Origin of the sequence: Synechococcus sp. A15-44 (assembly GCF_014280115.1) — a bacterium.
Lineage (GTDB): Bacteria > Cyanobacteriota > Cyanobacteriia > PCC-6307 > Cyanobiaceae > Parasynechococcus.
Genome location: NZ_CP047938.1, coordinates 1,125,294 through 1,143,083, shown reverse-complemented (window position 1 = coordinate 1,143,083; position 17,790 = coordinate 1,125,294). Strand labels below are relative to the sequence as shown.

The following is a 17,790-nucleotide window of genomic DNA, read 5'->3' as shown; positions in this document are numbered from 1 at the left end:
TGAGTTCACTCGCTGGATGGATGTTCTGCTCCAGCGCGCGGAGGAAGCTGGAGCGGAAGGAGAAGTTCCGGTGGCCGCAGTGATCCTGGATGGACAGGGCCGAGCCATCGGCCATGGGCGGAACCGGCGCCAGAACGACAGGGATCCCCTCGGGCATGCCGAACTGGTGGCCTTGCAACAGGCAGCGATCGTTCAGAACGACTGGAGATTCAACAACTGCACCCTGATCGTGACCCTCGAACCCTGCCCCATGTGTGCGGGGGCCTTGGTGCAGGCCCGCATGGGAAGAGTGGTGTTTGCGGCGTCAGATCCCAAGCGCGGTGGCCTGGGGGGAAGCCTTGACCTCTCCACCCATGCCAGTGCCCATCACCACATGAAGGTGATTCAGGGCGTGCGCGAGCCTGAGGCGAGGGAGAAGCTGGAACGCTGGTTCAAGCAGCGGCGGCAACGGAACCGCTGAAGCGAGGCAGCTCTGTCTCAAACAGGTTGAGCAGACGGTTCACGTTTTCAGGGGTGGAGTTGTAACCCATCAGGCCGATGCGCCAGATTTTGCCGGCAAGGCTGCCGAGTCCACCACCTACTTCAATGCCGTGGTTGTTGAGCAGGTGCTGACTGAAAGCCTTGCCATCCACACCGTCAGGAATCCGAACCGTGGTGAGGGTGGGAAGTCGGCGCTCGGCCGGCACATGCATCGAGAGGCCGAGACTTTCCAAGCCATTCCAGAGCATCTCTGCATTGCTGCGATGGCGTGCCCAGGCCTGGTCGAGTCCTTCTTCAGCCAGGAGACGCAGGGCCTCACGCATGCCGAAGTTCATGTTGACCGGCGCGGTGTGGTGGTAGACGCGGTCGCTGCCCCAGTACTGGTTCAGCAGGGATACATCCAGGTACCAGTTGGGAACCTTGCCCTGACGCGCTGTCATCTTGGCCTCGGCGCGGGGACCCATGGTGAAGGGTCCAAGACCGGGAGGGCAGCTCAGGCCTTTCTGGCTGCAGCTGTAGGCGAGATCGACTTTCCACTCATCGATGTAGAGCGGCACACCCCCCAGAGAAGTGACGGTGTCGAGCAGAAGAAGGCAGTCATGCTTTCGGCAGAGGTCGCCGATGCCCTCCATGGGTTGACAGACACCCGTTGAGGTTTCGGCATGAACCATCGCCAAGATGGCGGGCTTGTGCTCGATCAGGGCAGCTTCCAGCTCATCGAGGGAAAACCACTCACCCCAGGGCTTCTCAATGGTTTTCACCTCAGCGCGGTAGCGGCCGGCCATGTCAGCCAGTCGCAGGCCGAAGTACCCCTTCACCGCCACCAGAACGGTGTCCCCAGGCTCGACGGTGTTGGCCAGGGTGGCCTCCATGGCAGCACTGCCGGTGCCGCTCATCGGAAGTGTGAGGCGGTTGTCGGTCTGCCAGGCGTAACGCAGCAGCTCCTGCACCTCACCCATCAAATCCACATAAAGAGGATCAAGGTGACCAATCGGAGTTCTCGACAGAGCCTTCAAAACCGTTGGATGGGCGTTGGAGGGGCCTGGTCCAAGCAGGAGGCGGTCGGGTGTGCCGATCGGTGCAAAGGCATTGCGGTGACGATCGTCAACGGGAAGGAGTGAGTTCGTCGTCGCCAAAGCCCTGATCGTTGGTTCGAAGTGTTGAGCCTACGCAGTCACGCCCCTTGGAAGGGGTGAGGGAGGCTTGATTGCAATCTGTTCAGATCTTGCGTTGAGCGTGCTGGATCAGCGCTGGCGAACATTGGTTTCACCCAGGCCCTTGGCCAGGTGATCAAACGGCTGAAGAACGGTGGCGAGCTGATCGGATGCAGCACCGTTTGCCAGAAGCATCTCGGAAACAACCTCTCCCAACAGAACGATGCTGCGGACCGTTGGGCCGGTGGGAACCCCGAGACTCTTGTAGGTGTCGTCGAGTCCGTTCAACACACGCTCATTGAGGATCGTGGAGTCACCGGCCACCAGGGCGTAGCTGGCGTAACGAAGGAAGTAATCCATGTCACGCAAGCAGGCGGCGAGCCGGCGGGTGGTGTAGGCGTTACCACCGGGCAGCAGCAGGTCGGGCTCATCCCGGAACAGGCGCTGGCTGGCCTCACGAACAATCTCAGCAGAGGAACCGTTGATCAGCTCAACGGCCTGAATTCGCAGCGCGGATTCATCCAGATACGTATTGATGCTGTCGATCGCTGGACGATCGAAGTAACGACCCAGCTGGTCGTAGCGACCGATCAGACCGCTGATTGCATCGCGCATGTCCCTGAATCTCCAGAGGATCCGCAGCGGAAGCTAACACCGTTGAGGCGGGCAGATCCTTTGGCATGCCTGCATTTCAGCCAAGTTGACAGAAACGGTTACGCAGTCGCCTTCCAGCAGCTGAAACGTACCTCTTGATACAAAATGGTGACTTGTGGCTGTATACGGTCACAACACTGCACAATTCAGTCGAGCAGTCCCTTCTTATGTCGAAATCCCCCCAGGACGTCCTGCGCCAGATCAAGGACGAAGGCATCGAACTGATCGACCTCAAATTCACCGATCTGCACGGCAAGTGGCAGCACCTGACGGTGTGCACCGATCTGCTGGAGGAAGAATCCTTCACGGAGGGCCTGGCTTTTGACGGCTCATCCATCCGCGGCTGGAAAGGCATCCAGGCCTCCGACATGGCCATGGTGCCGGACGCCAACACGGCCTGGGTGGACCCCTTCTACCGGCACAAAACCCTGAGCATGATCTGCTCGATTCAGGAGCCACGCACCGGCCAGCCCTACGAGCGCTGCCCCCGCGCCCTGGCCCAGCGGGCACTGAATCATCTGGCCAGCACCGGCCTGGCCGACATGGCCTTCTTCGGTCCTGAGCCGGAGTTCTTCCTCTTCGACGACGTCCGCTACAACTCGGCTGAAGGGGGTTCCTTCTACAGCGTCGACACGATCGAAGCGGGCTGGAACACCGGACGGATCGAAGAAGGCGGCAACCTCGCCTACAAGATCCAGGAGAAGGAGGGCTACTTCCCTGTCGCTCCCAACGACACTGCCCAGGACATCCGCTCCGAGATGCTCCTGCTGATGGGTCAGCTGGGCATTCCCACCGAGAAGCACCACCACGAGGTGGCAGGCGCTGGTCAGCACGAACTCGGCATGAAATTTGCTGAGCTGATCCAGGCCGCCGACAACGTGATGACGTACAAGTACGTTGTGCGCAACGTGGCCAAGAAGTACGGCAAGACGGCCACCTTCATGCCCAAGCCGGTCTTCAACGACAACGGCTCCGGCATGCACGTGCACCAGAGCCTCTGGAAAGGCGGTCAGCCCCTGTTCTTCGGCGAAGGCACCTACGCCAACCTCTCGCAGACGGCACGCTGGTACATCGGGGGCATCCTCAAGCACGCCCCCGCCTTCCTGGCCTTCACCAACCCCACCACCAACAGCTACAAGCGTCTGGTGCCCGGTTTCGAAGCCCCGGTGAACCTCGTCTACTCCGAGGGCAACCGCTCCGCCGCCGTGCGGATCCCGCTCACCGGCCCGAGCCCGAAGGCCAAGCGCCTCGAGTTCCGCTCCGGCGATGCCCTCGCCAACCCCTATCTGGCCTTCAGCGCCATGATGATGGCTGGTCTGGACGGCATCAAGAACCAGATCGATCCTGGCGATGGCGAAGATCGCGACCTGTTCGAACTGGCAGCTGAGGAGCTGTCCAAGATCGCTACGGTCCCCGCATCCCTCAACGGTGCCCTGGAAGCGTTGAATGCCGATCGCGGCTTCCTCACCGCCGGCGGTGTGTTCAGCGACGACTTCATCGACAACTGGATCGACCTGAAATACGAGGAGGTGCAACAGCTGCGCCAGCGGCCTCACCCCCACGAATTCACCATGTACTACGACGCTTGATCAGCGCCGGTGCATCCCACGACCCGCCTCCAAGGAGGCGGGTTTTTTTGTGGACTGCTGGCCACGCGATTGCGCGCCTCATTCGTTGGAATGGTCATGTTGTCTGAATCCGCGATGGCGTCAACGCCCCTGAGCAAGCTTGCGTACCAAACGCTTCAGCAAGGCAAAAGCATCGCGGGCCTGGCCCACAAGGAGCTGAGCACCAAGCTGATGGAGCTGTTGGCGCCGGATGCGGTGCCGAAAACGGAGCCCGTGTCCGCCGAAGTTCTTGGAGAGCTCCGGCTCGATATGAACAAACTCCAAGAACAGGACTGGCAGGACGCCGAACAGGGGATTTACCCCGAGCAGTTGCTGTTCGATGCACCCTGGCTCGACTGGGTTAGCCGCTACCCGCAGGTTTGGATGGATCTTCCCTCCACCTGGGATCGACGCCGGGAGCGCAATGTGCGGGACCTACCCAAGGAGACCGAGGAAACCCTCTACCCCGAGTATTACCTCCAGAACTTTCACCATCAAACCGACGGCTACCTGAGTGACCACTCGGCTGGTCTTTACGACCTGCAGGTGGAAATCCTTTTCAATGGCACCGCCGATGCCATGCGACGCAGGGTTTTGGCTCCGCTGAAACGCGGCTTGAAGCACTTCGCAGACCGTGCTCCGGGTTCCCTCAAAATTCTCGATGTGGCCACCGGCACCGGCCGGACTCTGCAGCAGATCCGCGCCGCCGTCCCTCACGCGCAGCTGATCGGAACCGATCTCTCCGAGTCGTACCTGCGTCAAGCCAACCGCTGGCTGAATGACGGCGATGCATCGCTGGTTCAGCTGATTCGTGCCAACGGGGAATCACTGCCCTTGGCCGATGGATCGGTTCAGGCCGTCACCAGTGTGTTCCTGCTGCACGAACTTCCTGCGGATGCCCGCCAAAACGTGCTGAACGAGGCCTGGCGGGTGCTTGAACCCGGCGGTGTGTTCGTGCTTGCCGACTCTGTGCAGATGGCCGATTCAGCCAAGTTCTCCTCCGTGATGGAGAACTTCCGGCGCGTCTTCCATGAGCCCTACTACCGCGACTACATCGGCGACGACATCGACGCCCGCCTCTCAGCTGCAGGGTTCGAAGGCATCACCGCGGAAACCCACTTCATGACGCGAGTCTGGTCGGCACGCAAACCCATCGCAGAGGCCAGCTGAGGGGATTCCCTGACAGCGTCCCTTGCACGAACGGCTGCGAGCCATAGGGTGTGCTCAATCCCGAAGGGAACTTCATGAGCAATCCCTTCCGTCTGCGTTGGCTTCAGGGCTGGACATTCCAAGTGGTGCTGATGGAAGGCCATGTGCAGGTGGAAGCCCATGGCTTCGGTATCTGTCTGCGCACGGCCGTGATGCCGGGGGAAAGTCCTCAGGCTGCAGCCGATCGTTTGGTGTTGTCTGAAGATCGCCGCAGGCGAGCCCTACACAATGCCTGGCTTCGCGGTCAGGACATGGCGCAGCCCACGGGGGTCTCACCCACGAAGGAGGATGCACTGGCTTCCAAATCTCTGGTGGTGGTTGGCTAGTCCCATCGCCAACTGGAGGTCTGATCTCCTGGTGCCTTTACAGCTGTGCCAGCAGCCAGGCCACTGCAAAGCCTGCTCCACCGAAGCGTAAGGCTCTCCAGAAGCGCTCCCCAGACACGGGGGAGAGGGCCCAGCCCACAGGCCGTTGGGTGATCAGATTCGCAGCAAGTTTGCGGCGCTGCAGCCATCGCCGCGCCGCAACACCCGACCGGGCATGGGCCTGACATTGCCCTTGCAACACCAGCCGTGAGGCATGGTGCAACCAACGCAGTTCACGAACGCGTCGTTGGCCTTTGCGCTGTTCCACGCCATTGCACCCACATCAACCGAAACTAGATCGATCTGATGATTCAGGGATGACTTCACCTGACGCCCCATGGCCCGACTCCGCAACAGCCAAGGCGGAAGAACTGCACCAGTTGCTCCGCATCGGCGATCGCGACTGGCATCAACTGAAAAGCAACCGACAGCGGCGTGGAGCTGAGTTACTAGCAGCAGCGATGGTGCAACTGCTCCGCCAAGGGGACAGCGCCGACGTGGAGAACCTGACCCAACAGGCACTGGGGTGGTTCAAAGGAGAGCTGAAGGATCCAGGCTGTCCGCGTCACTGACGGGCCAACGGCAGGCCAGCTGCAGGCGATTCCCCCGTCGGCTCCAGCGCACATCATCAAAACATTGATGGATCAGGAACAACCCACGCCCGCTGGGAGCATCGAGAGCCGGCGGCAGGGTGGCTGTGCGGGACTGTTATGGGAGGCCGCAACCCTCATCCTGAACCTGCCAGACCATCCAATTGGGCGTGAGGATGCGGCGAACACGGAGCTTCTTGGCGGGGTTCTCGGCATTGCCATGACGAACGGCATTGACCAGGGCTTCATGCAACCCCAGCTCAATCCGCTGACTGGTGAGAACACAACCGACGGGCTCGGTCAGCAGCTCCAGCAGAGGAGCCAGCTGCAGGGTCGACGGCAAGGTGAACTCAGCCCAGCGAAACCTCTTGGACGGCACAGTGGGGCCCGTTGAAGTCGGTGTTTCGAACTTACCGTTGATGGGAAGCCCCGTCAGGATCTGCGGGCCACAAGTGCCGGATGATTCAAGAGGGAATCCATCAGGCGAACGCCACGGAGCTGATTGATCAACGGCATGTGCCCCTCTGGAGCCTCGATCGACCAGGTGAAGGCACCCGGATAACGCGTCCAGACGCCATCGCATTTCCAGCCAATCCGGGGCCAAAGGCGTTCGTAACGCCCATCGAGGGCTGACAGCAACTGGGACTGGGCTGTGAAGCCGAAGCGACCTTGGGAATAGACCGTCCAGAGGCGATCAAGAGTGACCAGATCAACGCCTGACATCGTCGCAACTTCTGTGAAGTAGACGTAGCCCCGTTTCACGGCGGCATCACCGGCCAATTCACGCAGGCACTGGCTTGTGACGCGATCCGCCTCTTCAAAGTTCTGATCGAGCAGCTCCTGCTGCAGCGGTCCGTAATCCAGGCCAACCCCGGAATCAGTGGTCAACCAGCCTCGATCGGACGACGCGATGAGAGCGGTGACTGCATCGGGATGGTGTCGCTGCAACACCTGCAAGATCCAACCTGCAGCCCAGTCATCACCGGCGGGGTCAAAGCCAGAAAGAAGGTCTGGGCCCACCGCAGCCAACTCGTCGGCGCGGGTTTCGATCTGCTTGATCAGCGGACGTCGCTGGCGAGGTGTTCCCTTCGCGAAACGATCCAGCAGCTGATCAACGCTGAGTTTGGTAGCGGGTGTGGAACCGGAGAGCATGAGTCGCAACCGGCCCCAACTGGCTCGGTGTTGGCCCACTATGTCAGGCATGGGCGAGACATGTTCAATCGAAATCCAGCAGCTGCGCGAGCTGAAGGGCCCCTTGGTGGACGTGCGCAGCCCAGGCGAATTCGAGAAGGGCCACTGGCCAGGGGCCATCAACGTGCCGCTGTTCAACGATGAGGAGCGCGCCGCAGTGGGCGCCGCCTACAAGCAGCAGGGACGCACACCAGCGATTCACCTGGGGCTTGAACTCACCGGCCCCAAGCTCAGCAACCTGGCCCGCCAATTGGACAACCTGCGGCAGCAGGGGGAACCACGGATCTACTGCTGGCGGGGCGGAATGCGGTCGGCCAGCGTGGCCTGGCTTGCGCAGCAGATCGATCTCAAGCCAAGGCTCCTTCAGGGGGGCTACAAGAGCTATCGGCGCTGGGCCCAGAGCCGCTTTGAGCAGATCTGGCCCCTTCGCGTGATGGGAGGCCGAACGGGAACAGGGAAAACCGATCTGCTGTTGGCCATGGCCTCGCGCGGTGCAGCCGTGGTTGATCTGGAAGGGCTGGCCAACCACCGTGGCAGCAGTTTCGGCGGTCTGGGTCTGCCGGATCAACCCAGCACCGAGCACTACGAAAACCAATTGGCTGAGGCCCTGGATCAACACCAACGCCGTGGGGCCACAGCCATCTGGTTGGAAGCGGAAAGCATCCAGGTGGGCCGCTGCCGCATTCCCAAGGCCCTTTTCGATCAGATGCAAGAGGCCCCTGTGCTGGAGATTCAGCGCGACCTCGGGGAACGGGTGAACCAATTGGTGCAGGTGTACGGCCACCAGGAGGGAGCCGCTCTGGCTGAGGCGACCGAACGGATCAGCCGTCGCCTGGGGCCCCAGCGCACCAAGGAAGCCCTGGAAGCGATTGCCAGGGAAGACTGGGCCACCGCCTGCCGCGCCACGCTCGATTACTACGACCGCTGTTACGACCATGAACTGGCGCGATCGCCCAAACGCGACACGATCGATCTCTCAGGGCTCAGCGCTGATCAAGCCGCCGAGACCTTGATCGACGGCGGGTTTGTTGAAATCCCCGATTAGGATCGCCCCCATCGACGGTTCGAGAACGGCATGAGCAAAGCGGCGATTCAGTTCTTTCGGGGAGTCAACGAGCCGGTGGTGCCCGACATCCGTCTGACCCGCAGCCGCGACGGCCGCACCGGTCAAGCCACCTTCCGTTTCGAGCAGCCTGCTGCGATTGCTCCCGAAACCATGGGTGACATCACCGGAATGTGGATGGTGGATGAAGAAGGCGAAATGGTCACCCGCGAAGTGAATGGCAAATTCGTGAACGGCACAGCCAGTGCCCTTGAAGCCGTTTACTCATGGAAGTCCGAGCAGGACTTCGAGCGGTTCATGCGCTTCGCCCAGCGCTACGCCGATGCCAATGGCTTGGGTTATTCACAAAGCCAGGATTCCAATCAGACTGAAGGGGCCGACGACCAACAAGCTTGAGACTGCCCCAGTGGCTGTTACTGACAGCCTTCATTGCAGCCATCGTTCTGCTGTGGTCGCTGCGTGAGCTGCTGCTGCTGATCTTCGCAGCAGTGGTTCTGGCCATGGCTCTGTGCACTTTGGTGGGCATTCTTCGCGAGCGGCGGCCGATGCAAAGGCCCCTGGCCCTGTTGCTCTGCATCGTTGGGTCGTTGTTGTTGGTCGCCGGTGCGGCTGGTGTTGTTGTCCCCCCGTTTCTCGAGGAATTCGCACTGCTGTTGCAGAAGCTGCCCGAAGCGGGTCAGACCCTGGTGCGGCTGGGACTCGGTTGGATCGACAGCATCAGTGAGGCCATTTATGGGGCCGATGCATTCCCCGATCTGGATCAACTGGGCCTGAACGGTCCACGCCAACTTGTGCCCGACAGTTCATCCCTCGCCGCTGGTGTGGGCAGTGGCTTGCTGGGTCTGCTTGGTTTGGCGGGCAACCTCGGCAACGGCGTCCTGCGGCTGTTGTTTGTGGTGGCGGTGGCTCTGATGATCAGCATTCAGCCCCAGGCCTATCGGAATGTTGGCCTGCAGTTGATTCCCTCCTTCTACCGACGCCGGGGGCGTCGCATCCTGGATCAGTGCGGTGCTGCCTTGAGCAGCTGGATGGTGGGTGTGCTGATCAGCTCCCTGGCCGTGTTTGTGCTTTGCAGCATTGCCTTAACGCTGTTGGGCGTGAAGCTCGTTCTGGCCAATGCACTTCTTGCAGGGCTGTTGAACGTGATCCCCAATGTGGGGCCAACCATGAGCACGATCTTCCCGATGGCGGTGGCTCTGTTGGATGCCCCCTGGAAGGCCGCTGCGGTGCTGGGTGCCTACGTGGTGATCCAGAACATCGAGAGTTACGTGATCACACCATCGGTGATGCACCACCAGGTGAAGCTGCTGCCCGGATTGACTCTGGCGGCTCAGTTCCTGTTCACACTCCTGTTTGGCCCCCTCGGCCTGCTGATGGCGCTGCCTTTGGCGGTGGTGCTGCAGGTGATCATCCGTGAAGTCGTGATCCACGATGTGTTGGATCGCTGGAAACGCCTGGAGCCGGTTCGATGACCGCCGGCACTTTTCTCATTGCACTCACCTTGGTGGTGCTGGTGCTGTTGCTCTGGCACCTGCGCTGGGTGCTGCTGGTGCTCTTTGGCGCCGTGGTGGTGGCCGTAGCCCTGGATGTGCTGCTTGTTCAGGTTCAGAAGCGAACCCCACTGGAGCGCCCCCAGGCCCTGGCGGCCGTGCTGGGGATTTTGATCCTGGCCGGGGGGCTGCTGGGGCAACTGCTGGTGCCGGAACTGATCAGCCAGTTTCAACAACTGGGACGGGATCTGCCGCAGTTGGTCAGCAAGGTGTCCGACCTGCTGAGCAGTGAGCCGCGCCTGGCGCAGCTGAATGACGCTTTGGGGGAGGGCCTCAATCTGAAAGGACTTCAGCCGTTGCTGGGGTTCGCAGGAGGTGCAGCGAACTCGCTGATTCAACTGTTCTTGATGGTGCTGCTCGCGATCCTGCTGGCCTTGGATCCAAGCGCCCACAGGCGCATGGTGGTGGCCATGACGCCCAGACCCGCCCGGGAGCGGATGGAGCACCTGCTCGACGAGTGCAGGCAAGCGTTGGGGGGTTGGCTCAGTGGCATGACCCTCTCCGCCACCACCGTTTTTCTGCTCACCTGGGGCGGCCTGTTGCTGCTGAAATCACCCCTGGCCCTGTTGAGCGCCCTGGTGTGTGGGCTGCTCACGTTCGTGCCGACCATCGGGCCCACGGCGGCAACGCTGCTGCCCACGGGATTGGCCCTGCTGCAGTCGCCGCAATTGATGCTGTCGGTGCTGGTGTTCCGGCTGGTGCTGCAGAACCTGGAGGCCTTTCTGCTCACACCACTGCTGCTGCGCAAAACCGTGAATCTGCTGCCAACGGTGGCTTTAACGGCTCAGCTCAGCCTTGGCGCTCTGCTCGGGCTTCCGGGCGTGCTGCTGGCCCTCCCTTTGGTGGTGGTGCTTCAGGTGTTAACGCAGCGGGTGGTGGTTCAGCAGATCATGGACCGCTGGGCGTGAATCCAGCCATGAGGCCTGTATCCGCACGAACATCCGGTAGCAAGGGTCACACCTGAGACCCGACCTGCATGCGTATTTTTGCGGAGTCGTGAGAACGACGCGTCGAGCCTTGGGACTCTTGGGAGAGGGTCCCATTTTTTTCGACCAGATCAGAGCAGATGACGCCGCTTCTTGTCTGTCGAATCACGCTCCCGCTCAACCGCTTGCCAATAGGCCGCAGAAACCGCGACCTCCTGGCCACGCTCAATCTTGTTCAAGCGCGTCTTGAGCGCCTCAACCTCAGCACGCAAGCCGAAGACCACCTCGCTGAGACCAGGATTCAACTCCATGGAACCTGAGCAACCAATTGAGTCGTAACTCAGCCTTTACAGGCCATGACGTTCACCCCGATACCAAAGAAGCCAGCTTGGCGCTCTTCAATCCAATAATGTGTCCAAGAGGTCGTGAGACGAGCGGGCTTGGACGTCATCTTCAATTTCTCCCGTTACGAGGAACTGAGGCAGGCCGTGATGGAGCTGGTTCGCGAGAATCTTGACCCCGATTTGCTGCAAGAGGAAGCCCACGATCTGTTCGAATCGTGGTGGGCCTCAACCCACAGCCCGGGGCAGTGGAACGCCGAGGTAAAACAACGCACCTGGGATTCGATCTGGCGGGAATTCGGCAACGGCCCCAAGCGCTAACCGAAACGACGCCAGAGAGAGCCGGAACCCAGCAAGACCACGACAGCAAGCTGATGATGCCGAATGGCATAACCAAGCCCTGTGATTGTGAACTGATCACTGAGCAGCAGAACTTCGGTGCGCAGATCAGCCAGAGCCAGCAGGATCAACAGAATTGGAAACCAACGGGCCGAAGCAGCACGGCGTCTCCGCTCTGAATTACCGCTGGATTTAGTCACGGGAGCGGTCCCACAGCGTGAGCAACGAGGGCGCCAGGGCGATGCTCGACCAGGAACCAACAACAACCCCGAGGGCGAGGGCGATGGCAAACCAATACAGCGTTGCTCCACCGAAAAACACGAGCGCCAAGAGAGGCAGCAGGGTGGTTCCGCTGGTGTAGAGCGTGCGGGTCAGGGTGGCGGACACCGCTTGATCCACCTGCACTGAAAGCGGCAGGTCGGCAGCATCCTTGCTGCGTTCACGGATGCGATCAAAGACCACCACCGTGTCGTTGACCGAATAACCAGCAATGGTCAGCAATGAAACCGCAAAGAGGCTGTCCACCTCCAGCTGGAGCACAACCCCGAGCCAGGCAAAAACTCCACAGACGATCGCCACGTCATGGGCCAGCGCCACCAGAGCGAGAAACGCGTAGCGGCGGTCGTAGCGGAAGCTGATGTAGGCCGCAATACCGCTGAAGGCCACCAACAGAGAAATCAGGCTGCTGCGCAGCAATTGTTTGCCCAGGCTCGGCCCGATCGTGTCGACCGATTGACCACCGGAGAGGAATGGCCCTGCAACAGGCTCAACCGCCTGAATCACCACTTGGCCCTGGGCAGCCGACAAGGTTGGCAGGCGCAGCAACAACGACTGACCGCCATCCAGAAGCTGAACCCGGGGAGCGCCCAGGTTGGGGAGAGGTTGACCCTCCTCCTGGGGCAGCTCCAGGCTGCGGATCACATCCGAAATCTGAATCGCCTTGAGCTCGGCGCAGGCGTCATCACAGCGACGCTCCAGTTGAATCTGCGTGCCACCGGTGAAATCCAGGCCGGGACGGAGGGGAGCACGAATCGCAGGATCCAACCAGCTGAGCACCAGGCCCAACAGGCTGATCAGAACCACCAGACCAGAAACGAGCCACACCTTGCGGCGCATGCTGCTGAGGGTCCAGCGCAATCTGAGGACCGTGGCCGCTTGTGCCGATGACGATGCTTCAGTCATGGTTCAGGCGGTGGGGGAAGGAAGTTGCCCGGTGGGCAGAAAATTGCTGGCACGACGCAGACCGGCGTAGCCCATCAGGAAACGAAGCAGGGTGCGGGTGCAGGTCAGGGCCGTGAACAAACTCAGCAGAACACCAATGCCCAGGGTCGCAGCAAAGCCCTTGACCAGGCCGGTGCCAAGGAAGAAGAGAGCTGCACAACTGATAAGCGTGGTCAGGTGACCATCGACGATCGATGAAAAGGCCTCGGAGAAGCCTGTATCGATCGAGCGGATCAAGGTGTTGCCCCGCCGCAATTCGTCCTTGATCCGTTCAAAGATCAGCACATTGGCATCCACGGCCATGCCGATCGAGAGGATGAAACCAGCGATTCCAGGCAGGGTGAGGGTGACCGGAATCAAGGCGTACACCGCCAGGTTGAACAGCGCATAGAGGCTGAGGGCCATCACAGCCACCGCCCCTGGCAGGCGATAGGCCACCACCATGAACACCGCCACAAGAGCCAGGCCCGAGAGGGCGGCCACCAGGCTGCGGCGGATGTTCTCTGCTCCGAGCGTGGGCCCGATGGTGCGGACCTCGATCACTTCAACGGGGAGGGGCAGGGAGCCGCCGCGGAGCTTCACCTCGAGCTCACGGGCCGTTTCCGCACTGAAATTGCCACTGATGGTGGCTGCACCACCAGAGATTCCAGCACTTTTGAACTGGGGGCCAACGCTGGCGGCACTGATCAGCTGATCATCCAGAGTGATGGCCAGCAACCGGTCGGTACCGGCAATCGATTTGGTGAGGTCAGCGAAGGCCTCAGCACCCTCACCATCGAAATTGAGGGTCACCTCCCAGCTGTTCGGGTTGTTCTGGAGCGGTTGGCGGCCTGCCGTCACCAGCTGCTTGCCCGTCAGGGCTGCCGGCTCAAGCATCGTGAGCAGATCGGCATCAACCTTGTTCAGAAGCTGGCGGAGCTGCTCCTCTTCCGAGCTGGCCTGCCCATCCAGACCCAGGGTCTGCTGGGTTGACTTCAGCTGAGCCAGATCCAGAGGCTCCGGGGTCTCACCACGGCGGATCTGATCTTCACGCAACCTGAGGATCGCTTCCACCTGGGAACGGAGCTGCCTCAAACCTCGGAACTCTGCTTCGGTGTCGGCCTTTTGGGCACGAAACTCCAACAGGGCTGTGTCGCCGAGAACCCGCGCAGCAGCGGTGGGATCCTGCTCACCTGGGAGCTGCAGCACGAGCTGCGACTCACCCACCGTCTGCAGGGTGGACTCAGCCACACCAAGACCGTTGACCCGACGATCGAGCACGGCTTTGACCGCTTCCATCTCTTCGGCACCAACCCGGGTGATTTCTCCGGCTGGCTTCACCTCAACGGTGAGCTGACTGCCGCCCCGCAGATCAAGGCCCAGTTCCAGCGGCGTCCGAACCAAAAACATCCCGGCGGCGATCGCCAGGGCAAGAACAAGGGCAAACCAACCCTGATAACGCGCCATCAACGTCAGATGCCCTTGTTGACCAACGCCTGCGCCGCCTCAACGATCTGATGCGGCTGAATGATCGTGAGGTTCTCGAGAGAACCGTTGTAGGGGGTGGGGATGTCCTGACTGGAAAGACGCACAGGCCGGGCATCCAGATCGTCGAAGCACTGTTCGGTGATCAGCGCAATCAACTCGGCCCCGATGCCGCCGGTCTTCATGCATTCCTCCACCACGATCACCTTGTTGGTCTTGCGGATGGAGCGGCTGATCGTCTCCATGTCAAAGGGCTTGAGGCTGATCAGATCGATCAGCTCAACGCTCACCCCCTCTGCCTCCAGTTGCTCCACTGCCTTGAGACAGTGGTGACGCATCCGGGAGTAGGTGAGGATCGTCACATCGGTGCCTTCCTGCACCAGATCCGCCTGGTCGAGGGCACAGGTGTAGTCGCCTTCGGGGAGCTCCTCGCTGAGGTTGTAGAGCAGAACGTGCTCGAAGAAGAGCACGGGATTGTTGTCGCGAATCGCGGCCTTCATCAGGCCTTTGGCATTGGTGGGCGTGCTGCAGGCCACGATCTTGATGCCGGGGACGGCATGGAAGTAGGCCTCAAGCCGTTGGCTGTGCTCAGCTCCGAGCTGACGTCCCACACCACCGGGACCGCGCACCACGGTGGGAATGGTGAAATTGCCGCCGCTGGTGTAGCGGAGCATCCCCATGTTGTTGGAGATCTGGTTGAAGGCCAGGAGCAGGAAGCCCATGTTCATGCCCTCAACGATCGGCCGGAGACCGGTCATCGCAGCACCAACCGCCATTCCGGTGAAGCCGTTCTCAGCGATTGGGGTATCGAGCACCCTGAGATCGCCGTATTTCTCCGCCAGATCCTTGGTGACCTTGTAGCTGCCGCCGTAATGACCGACGTCCTCTCCCATCACGCAGACGTGGGGGTCTCTCCCCATCTCCTCGTCGATGGCTTCCCGAAGAGCGTTGAAGAGAAGTGTTCCTGCCACGGCGTCACAGTGATCCCGGCCAATCCGGGTGGTGAGGCCAAGCTATCTCAGTCAGCGCAGGGTCAACCGCCCGCCGCGAAGGTGAACAACAACAAAACGGAGAGCAGCATGGCGGGAGACAGCAGCAACGCCAGCTGGCCGAGGTCGTGGGGCGTCATCCGAACCCTGGCAATGAGCGGACGCTAGGCAGGGTTCTGATCGCGAGCCGTAAAGAGACTGCGAAGAAACACCAGGGCCAGGCCAAGGGCCACAAACCCGGTGCTGAAGGTGGCCAGGAAGGACAAACCCACCAGCAGGGTCTTGAGGGTGACGGCGATGTTCTGGGCAATCGGCGAGCTGTAGTGCGGGGGGTGAACGGCGAAGTACACCACCATCCGCCGACTCAGCCCCAGGGCCAACCAGGCCAAAAGCCCAGCCGTCAGGGCTCCGGAGAGAAAACTCAGCGGACCTTTACGCGGATCCCGTGGTTCGGGGCTCTCTGGTGTGGGGACATCAGTCATGCCTCGATCCTCACGCCATCGCTGCGGAGGGCGCAAGACCAGGCCTTCAGGCCGGCGCGGTCCAGCTGCGGAGTGAGCTGATCCTGCGCCTGGCGGCATGACGCCAGATCGGAAAACAGCGCGAAACAACTGGGTCCAGAACCACTCATGGCCACCGCCAGGCTTTCGGGAACGCTGTTCAACAGATCGAGCGCCGAACGCACCGCAGCTGTTTCAGGAGCAACCACGTCCTGCAGGTCATTGCGCAAGGGAGGTGGCAGCTCGCTACGCAATGGCTGGAGCCAATCAACGCTGCGCAAGGCTTGCCGTCGTTGTTCAAAAGCCGCTTCGTCAGCGAGGTAGTGGGATTGATTGAGCTCACGGCAACGCTTGTAGGCCCAGGGCGTTGAGACGCTCACCGTGGGGTCTTTGACCAAGAGCACCGCCAGGGGTTGAGGCGTTGGTGGCACGGCTTCCAGTTGTTCGCCTCGCCCGAAACAGAGCTGACATCCTCCGGCCACACAGAAGGGCATGTCTGAACCGAGCTCAGCGGCCATTCGCTCCAGATCCGCGGGGCTGTGGCCCAAGCCCCACAGAGCATTCAGACCAACCAGAGCCGCGGCGCCGTCGCTAGAGCCACCAGCCAGGCCAGCACCGATGGGGATGCGCTTCTCGAGATGAATGGACGCCCCCAATTCACTGAAACCCGAACGGTCCCGCAGCAACTGGGCCGCCCGGAGGATCAGGTTGTCGTCACCGACGCTGAGGCTGGCGTCATCGCAGGTGAGGCTGAGTTGTGCATCAGCGGTGTTCTGAAAGCTCAGGCGATCCGCCAGTTCGATGCTCTGCATCACCATGGCCAGCTCATGGAAACCGTCCGATCGCAGCCCCAGGACCTCCAGGTGCAGGTTGACTTTGGCCGGGGCCGTCACCGTGATCATGGTGGTTGTTCAGTCGCCCCGATTCAAACCCCTGGCCAGGGCGACCCAGGTGGCGGGCGCGAGTTCCTGGGGGCGTTGCTGCAGGCTGAAACCCGCGGAGGCCGCCAGCTCCTTCAAGCGGTCTGGCTCAGCCACACCCGCCAGGGTGTTGCGCAACATCTTGCGCCGGGCCAGAAACGCCTGCTTCAACAGCGATTCCACCTGAGCGGCCAGAGCCGGCTCCACCCGCTCCGAGGCCGGCAAGGGCTCCAGGCAGATCACTTCCGATTGCACCTTTGGCGGCGGCTGGAAACAGCGCGGCGGCACCGGACACACCGAACGGCACCGGGCCAGCAGCTGCATGCGCACACTCAGGGCACTGAAACTGCTGTGGCCGGGTCGGGCACGAATTCGCTCCGCGACTTCCTTCTGCACCAGCAACACAAGCCGTTGGTAGGGCGGATCCACCGGCCGGTCCAGTCGGCCCACCAACCGCTCCAGCAGTGGGCCAGTGATGTTGTACGGAATGTTGGCCACCACCTTGTCGGCGATGCGGCCATCACTCAATTCCAGTGGGGCTTCGAGAACATCGCCCTGATGGAGGCTGAACCCAGGCTGAGCCTCAAAACGTTCCTGAAGACCATCCACCAGATCGCGGTCGAGCTCAATCGCATGCACCGCCTTCAGCCCCGCGGCCAGTAGACGCTCGGTTAATGCCCCGCGACCGGGCCCCACCTCCAGCACCCGATCGGTGGACTGCAGGTCAGCAGCCTCGATGATTCGTTGCAGCACGGATTCGTCCCGCAACCAGTGCTGACCAAACCGCTTGCGGGCGTGATGTCCGGAGAAACCCATGGGTCAACTGTGCATCAGCACAGCCGCTCCACATCAATCCAGCGAATCCTTCGGCGGGACGTCATCAAGGGAACGAGGGCCAGCTTGACCCGGAGCAGCTGCTCAGCGGATGCCGGATGCACAGCTCTCCAGCAACTGATCGCGCGAGCCATGCGGCGCCGTTTGGCGGAATGAAAGGCATCAAGGCCATGGCGGTCCCGATGCCCCGTGCGGCGGCCCTTCACCTCCACCACCAGCAGCTGCTGCTGCCGCTCCAGCACCAGATCGAGCTCGCCCCAGCGGCAGTGCCAGTTGCGGTTCAGCAACCGCCATCCCTGCGCTTCCAGCTGCTGCAAGGCCTGCTGCTCCGCCCAGCCACCGCTGCATTGAGACCCCACCGGCTTGAACCCTCACGTCTTGGTTCAAACCATT

Annotated in this window: 23 protein-coding genes and 1 pseudogene; 10 read left to right on the top strand and 14 right to left on the bottom strand. The window is 61.4% G+C overall.

Going from position 1 to position 17,790, the window contains the following annotated elements:
* Window positions 1–16 precede the first annotated feature (16 nt).
* A complete protein-coding gene (locus tag SynA1544_RS06390) occupies window positions 17–460 on the top strand; it encodes a nucleoside deaminase (protein ID WP_255477756.1) in 444 nt (147 codons plus the stop codon).
* Here SynA1544_RS06390 and SynA1544_RS06385 read toward each other — a convergent pair.
* Together SynA1544_RS06385 and SynA1544_RS06380 are read right to left on the bottom strand one after the other, a co-directional pair.
* Window positions 432–1,616 (bottom strand): alanine--glyoxylate aminotransferase family protein, encoded by a 1,185-nt coding sequence (locus SynA1544_RS06385; RefSeq protein WP_186515243.1) that lies wholly within the window; start codon window positions 1,614–1,616, stop codon window positions 432–434. The genes SynA1544_RS06390 and SynA1544_RS06385 overlap by 29 nt on opposite strands.
* A 108-nt stretch (window positions 1,617–1,724) precedes the next feature.
* Complete coding sequence (locus SynA1544_RS06380) at window positions 1,725–2,249, bottom strand: allophycocyanin subunit beta (RefSeq protein WP_186515242.1); 525 nt, start codon at window positions 2,247–2,249, stop codon at window positions 1,725–1,727.
* A 206-nt stretch (window positions 2,250–2,455) separates the two neighbouring features.
* Between SynA1544_RS06380 and glnA the strand changes: the two genes are divergently transcribed.
* The 3 genes from glnA to SynA1544_RS06365 all read left to right on the top strand — a co-directional run bounded on the left by glnA (window position 2,456) and on the right by SynA1544_RS06365 (window position 5,430).
* Complete coding sequence (glnA, locus tag SynA1544_RS06375; RefSeq protein WP_186515241.1) at window positions 2,456–3,877, top strand: type I glutamate--ammonia ligase; 1,422 nt, start codon at window positions 2,456–2,458, stop codon at window positions 3,875–3,877.
* 114 nt (window positions 3,878–3,991) lie between these two features.
* Window positions 3,992–5,065 (top strand): class I SAM-dependent methyltransferase, encoded by a 1,074-nt coding sequence (locus tag SynA1544_RS06370; RefSeq protein ID WP_186515240.1) that lies wholly within the window; start codon window positions 3,992–3,994, stop codon window positions 5,063–5,065.
* A 74-nt stretch (window positions 5,066–5,139) separates the two neighbouring features.
* A complete protein-coding gene (locus SynA1544_RS06365; RefSeq protein ID WP_186515239.1) occupies window positions 5,140–5,430 on the top strand; it encodes a copper-binding protein in 291 nt (96 codons plus the stop codon).
* Window positions 5,431–5,467: 37 nt separating this feature from the next.
* Here the strand turns inward: SynA1544_RS06365 and SynA1544_RS06360 are convergent, their stop codons facing one another.
* Complete coding sequence (locus tag SynA1544_RS06360) at window positions 5,468–5,737, bottom strand: hypothetical protein (RefSeq protein ID WP_186515238.1); 270 nt, start codon at window positions 5,735–5,737, stop codon at window positions 5,468–5,470.
* A gap of 49 nt (window positions 5,738–5,786) precedes the next feature.
* Here SynA1544_RS06360 and SynA1544_RS06355 point away from each other — a divergent pair, with 49 nt between their 5' ends.
* Window positions 5,787–6,041 (top strand): DUF6439 family protein, encoded by a 255-nt coding sequence (locus SynA1544_RS06355; RefSeq protein ID WP_114989049.1) that lies wholly within the window; start codon window positions 5,787–5,789, stop codon window positions 6,039–6,041.
* Here the strand turns inward: SynA1544_RS06355 and SynA1544_RS06350 are convergent.
* Together SynA1544_RS06350 and SynA1544_RS06345 are read right to left on the bottom strand one after the other, a co-directional pair.
* Window positions 6,001–6,438 (bottom strand): annotated as a pseudogene (locus tag SynA1544_RS06350) (ATP-binding protein). The gene SynA1544_RS06355 and the pseudogene SynA1544_RS06350 sit on opposite strands and share 41 nt — an antisense overlap.
* A 53-nt stretch (window positions 6,439–6,491) precedes the next feature.
* Window positions 6,492–7,211 (bottom strand): GUN4 domain-containing protein, encoded by a 720-nt coding sequence (locus SynA1544_RS06345; protein WP_186515481.1) that lies wholly within the window; start codon window positions 7,209–7,211, stop codon window positions 6,492–6,494.
* Between the two features lie 40 nt (window positions 7,212–7,251).
* Between SynA1544_RS06345 and mnmH the strand changes: the two genes are divergently transcribed.
* From mnmH to SynA1544_RS06325, 4 genes are read left to right on the top strand one after another with little or no spacing between them, the layout of a single operon-like run.
* Window positions 7,252–8,295: a tRNA 2-selenouridine(34) synthase MnmH gene (mnmH, locus tag SynA1544_RS06340; protein ID WP_186515237.1), complete on the top strand. Its 1,044-nt coding sequence runs from the start codon at window positions 7,252–7,254 to the stop codon at window positions 8,293–8,295.
* A 30-nt stretch (window positions 8,296–8,325) separates the two neighbouring features.
* The gene (psb28, locus tag SynA1544_RS06335) at window positions 8,326–8,709 is read left to right on the top strand and encodes a photosystem II reaction center protein Psb28 (RefSeq protein WP_025362320.1); all 384 of its coding nucleotides are present in this window, start codon (window positions 8,326–8,328) and stop codon (window positions 8,707–8,709) included.
* Entirely contained in the window at window positions 8,706–9,785 is a 1,080-nt protein-coding gene (locus tag SynA1544_RS06330; protein WP_186515236.1) for an AI-2E family transporter, read from the top strand. Before psb28 ends, SynA1544_RS06330 begins: the two co-directional genes overlap by 4 nt.
* Complete coding sequence (locus SynA1544_RS06325) at window positions 9,782–10,771, top strand: AI-2E family transporter (protein ID WP_186515235.1); 990 nt, start codon at window positions 9,782–9,784, stop codon at window positions 10,769–10,771. The genes SynA1544_RS06330 and SynA1544_RS06325 overlap by 4 nt, the downstream gene beginning before the upstream one ends.
* Window positions 10,772–10,920: 149 nt before the next feature.
* Here the strand turns inward: SynA1544_RS06325 and SynA1544_RS06320 are convergent, their stop codons facing one another.
* A complete protein-coding gene (locus SynA1544_RS06320) occupies window positions 10,921–11,100 on the bottom strand; it encodes a hypothetical protein (protein ID WP_186515234.1) in 180 nt (59 codons plus the stop codon).
* A 114-nt stretch (window positions 11,101–11,214) separates the two neighbouring features.
* Between SynA1544_RS06320 and SynA1544_RS06315 the strand changes: the two genes are divergently transcribed.
* On the top strand, window positions 11,215–11,451 hold the full coding sequence (locus tag SynA1544_RS06315; protein ID WP_255477755.1) for a hypothetical protein: 237 nt from the start codon (window positions 11,215–11,217) through the stop codon (window positions 11,449–11,451).
* Here SynA1544_RS06315 and SynA1544_RS06310 read toward each other — a convergent pair.
* The 8 genes from SynA1544_RS06310 to SynA1544_RS06275 form a co-directional block, all read right to left on the bottom strand.
* Entirely contained in the window at window positions 11,448–11,669 is a 222-nt protein-coding gene (locus SynA1544_RS06310; protein ID WP_115162130.1) for a hypothetical protein, read from the bottom strand. The genes SynA1544_RS06315 and SynA1544_RS06310 overlap by 4 nt on opposite strands.
* On the bottom strand, window positions 11,662–12,651 hold the full coding sequence (gene secF / locus SynA1544_RS06305; protein WP_186515233.1) for a protein translocase subunit SecF: 990 nt from the start codon (window positions 12,649–12,651) through the stop codon (window positions 11,662–11,664). The genes SynA1544_RS06310 and secF overlap by 8 nt, the downstream gene beginning before the upstream one ends.
* 3 nt (window positions 12,652–12,654) lie before the next feature.
* Window positions 12,655–14,136: a protein translocase subunit SecD gene (gene secD, locus SynA1544_RS06300; protein WP_114989196.1), complete on the bottom strand. Its 1,482-nt coding sequence runs from the start codon at window positions 14,134–14,136 to the stop codon at window positions 12,655–12,657.
* Between the two features lie 5 nt (window positions 14,137–14,141).
* Entirely contained in the window at window positions 14,142–15,125 is a 984-nt protein-coding gene (locus tag SynA1544_RS06295) for a pyruvate dehydrogenase complex E1 component subunit beta (protein WP_186515232.1), read from the bottom strand.
* Between the two features lie 182 nt (window positions 15,126–15,307).
* Entirely contained in the window at window positions 15,308–15,625 is a 318-nt protein-coding gene (locus SynA1544_RS06290; RefSeq protein ID WP_186515231.1) for a DUF3082 domain-containing protein, read from the bottom strand.
* Window positions 15,622–16,545, bottom strand: a complete 924-nt coding sequence (ispE, locus tag SynA1544_RS06285) for a 4-(cytidine 5'-diphospho)-2-C-methyl-D-erythritol kinase (RefSeq protein ID WP_186515230.1) — start codon at window positions 16,543–16,545, stop codon at window positions 15,622–15,624. Before ispE ends, SynA1544_RS06290 begins: the two co-directional genes overlap by 4 nt.
* Window positions 16,546–16,554: 9 nt before the next feature.
* Window positions 16,555–17,379, bottom strand: coding sequence for a 16S rRNA (adenine(1518)-N(6)/adenine(1519)-N(6))-dimethyltransferase RsmA (gene rsmA / locus SynA1544_RS06280; RefSeq protein WP_186515229.1), 825 nt, complete (start codon window positions 17,377–17,379; stop codon window positions 16,555–16,557).
* 14 nt (window positions 17,380–17,393) lie between these two features.
* Window positions 17,394–17,756, bottom strand: coding sequence for a YraN family protein (locus SynA1544_RS06275; RefSeq protein WP_186515228.1), 363 nt, complete (start codon window positions 17,754–17,756; stop codon window positions 17,394–17,396).
* Window positions 17,757–17,790 lie beyond the last annotated feature (34 nt).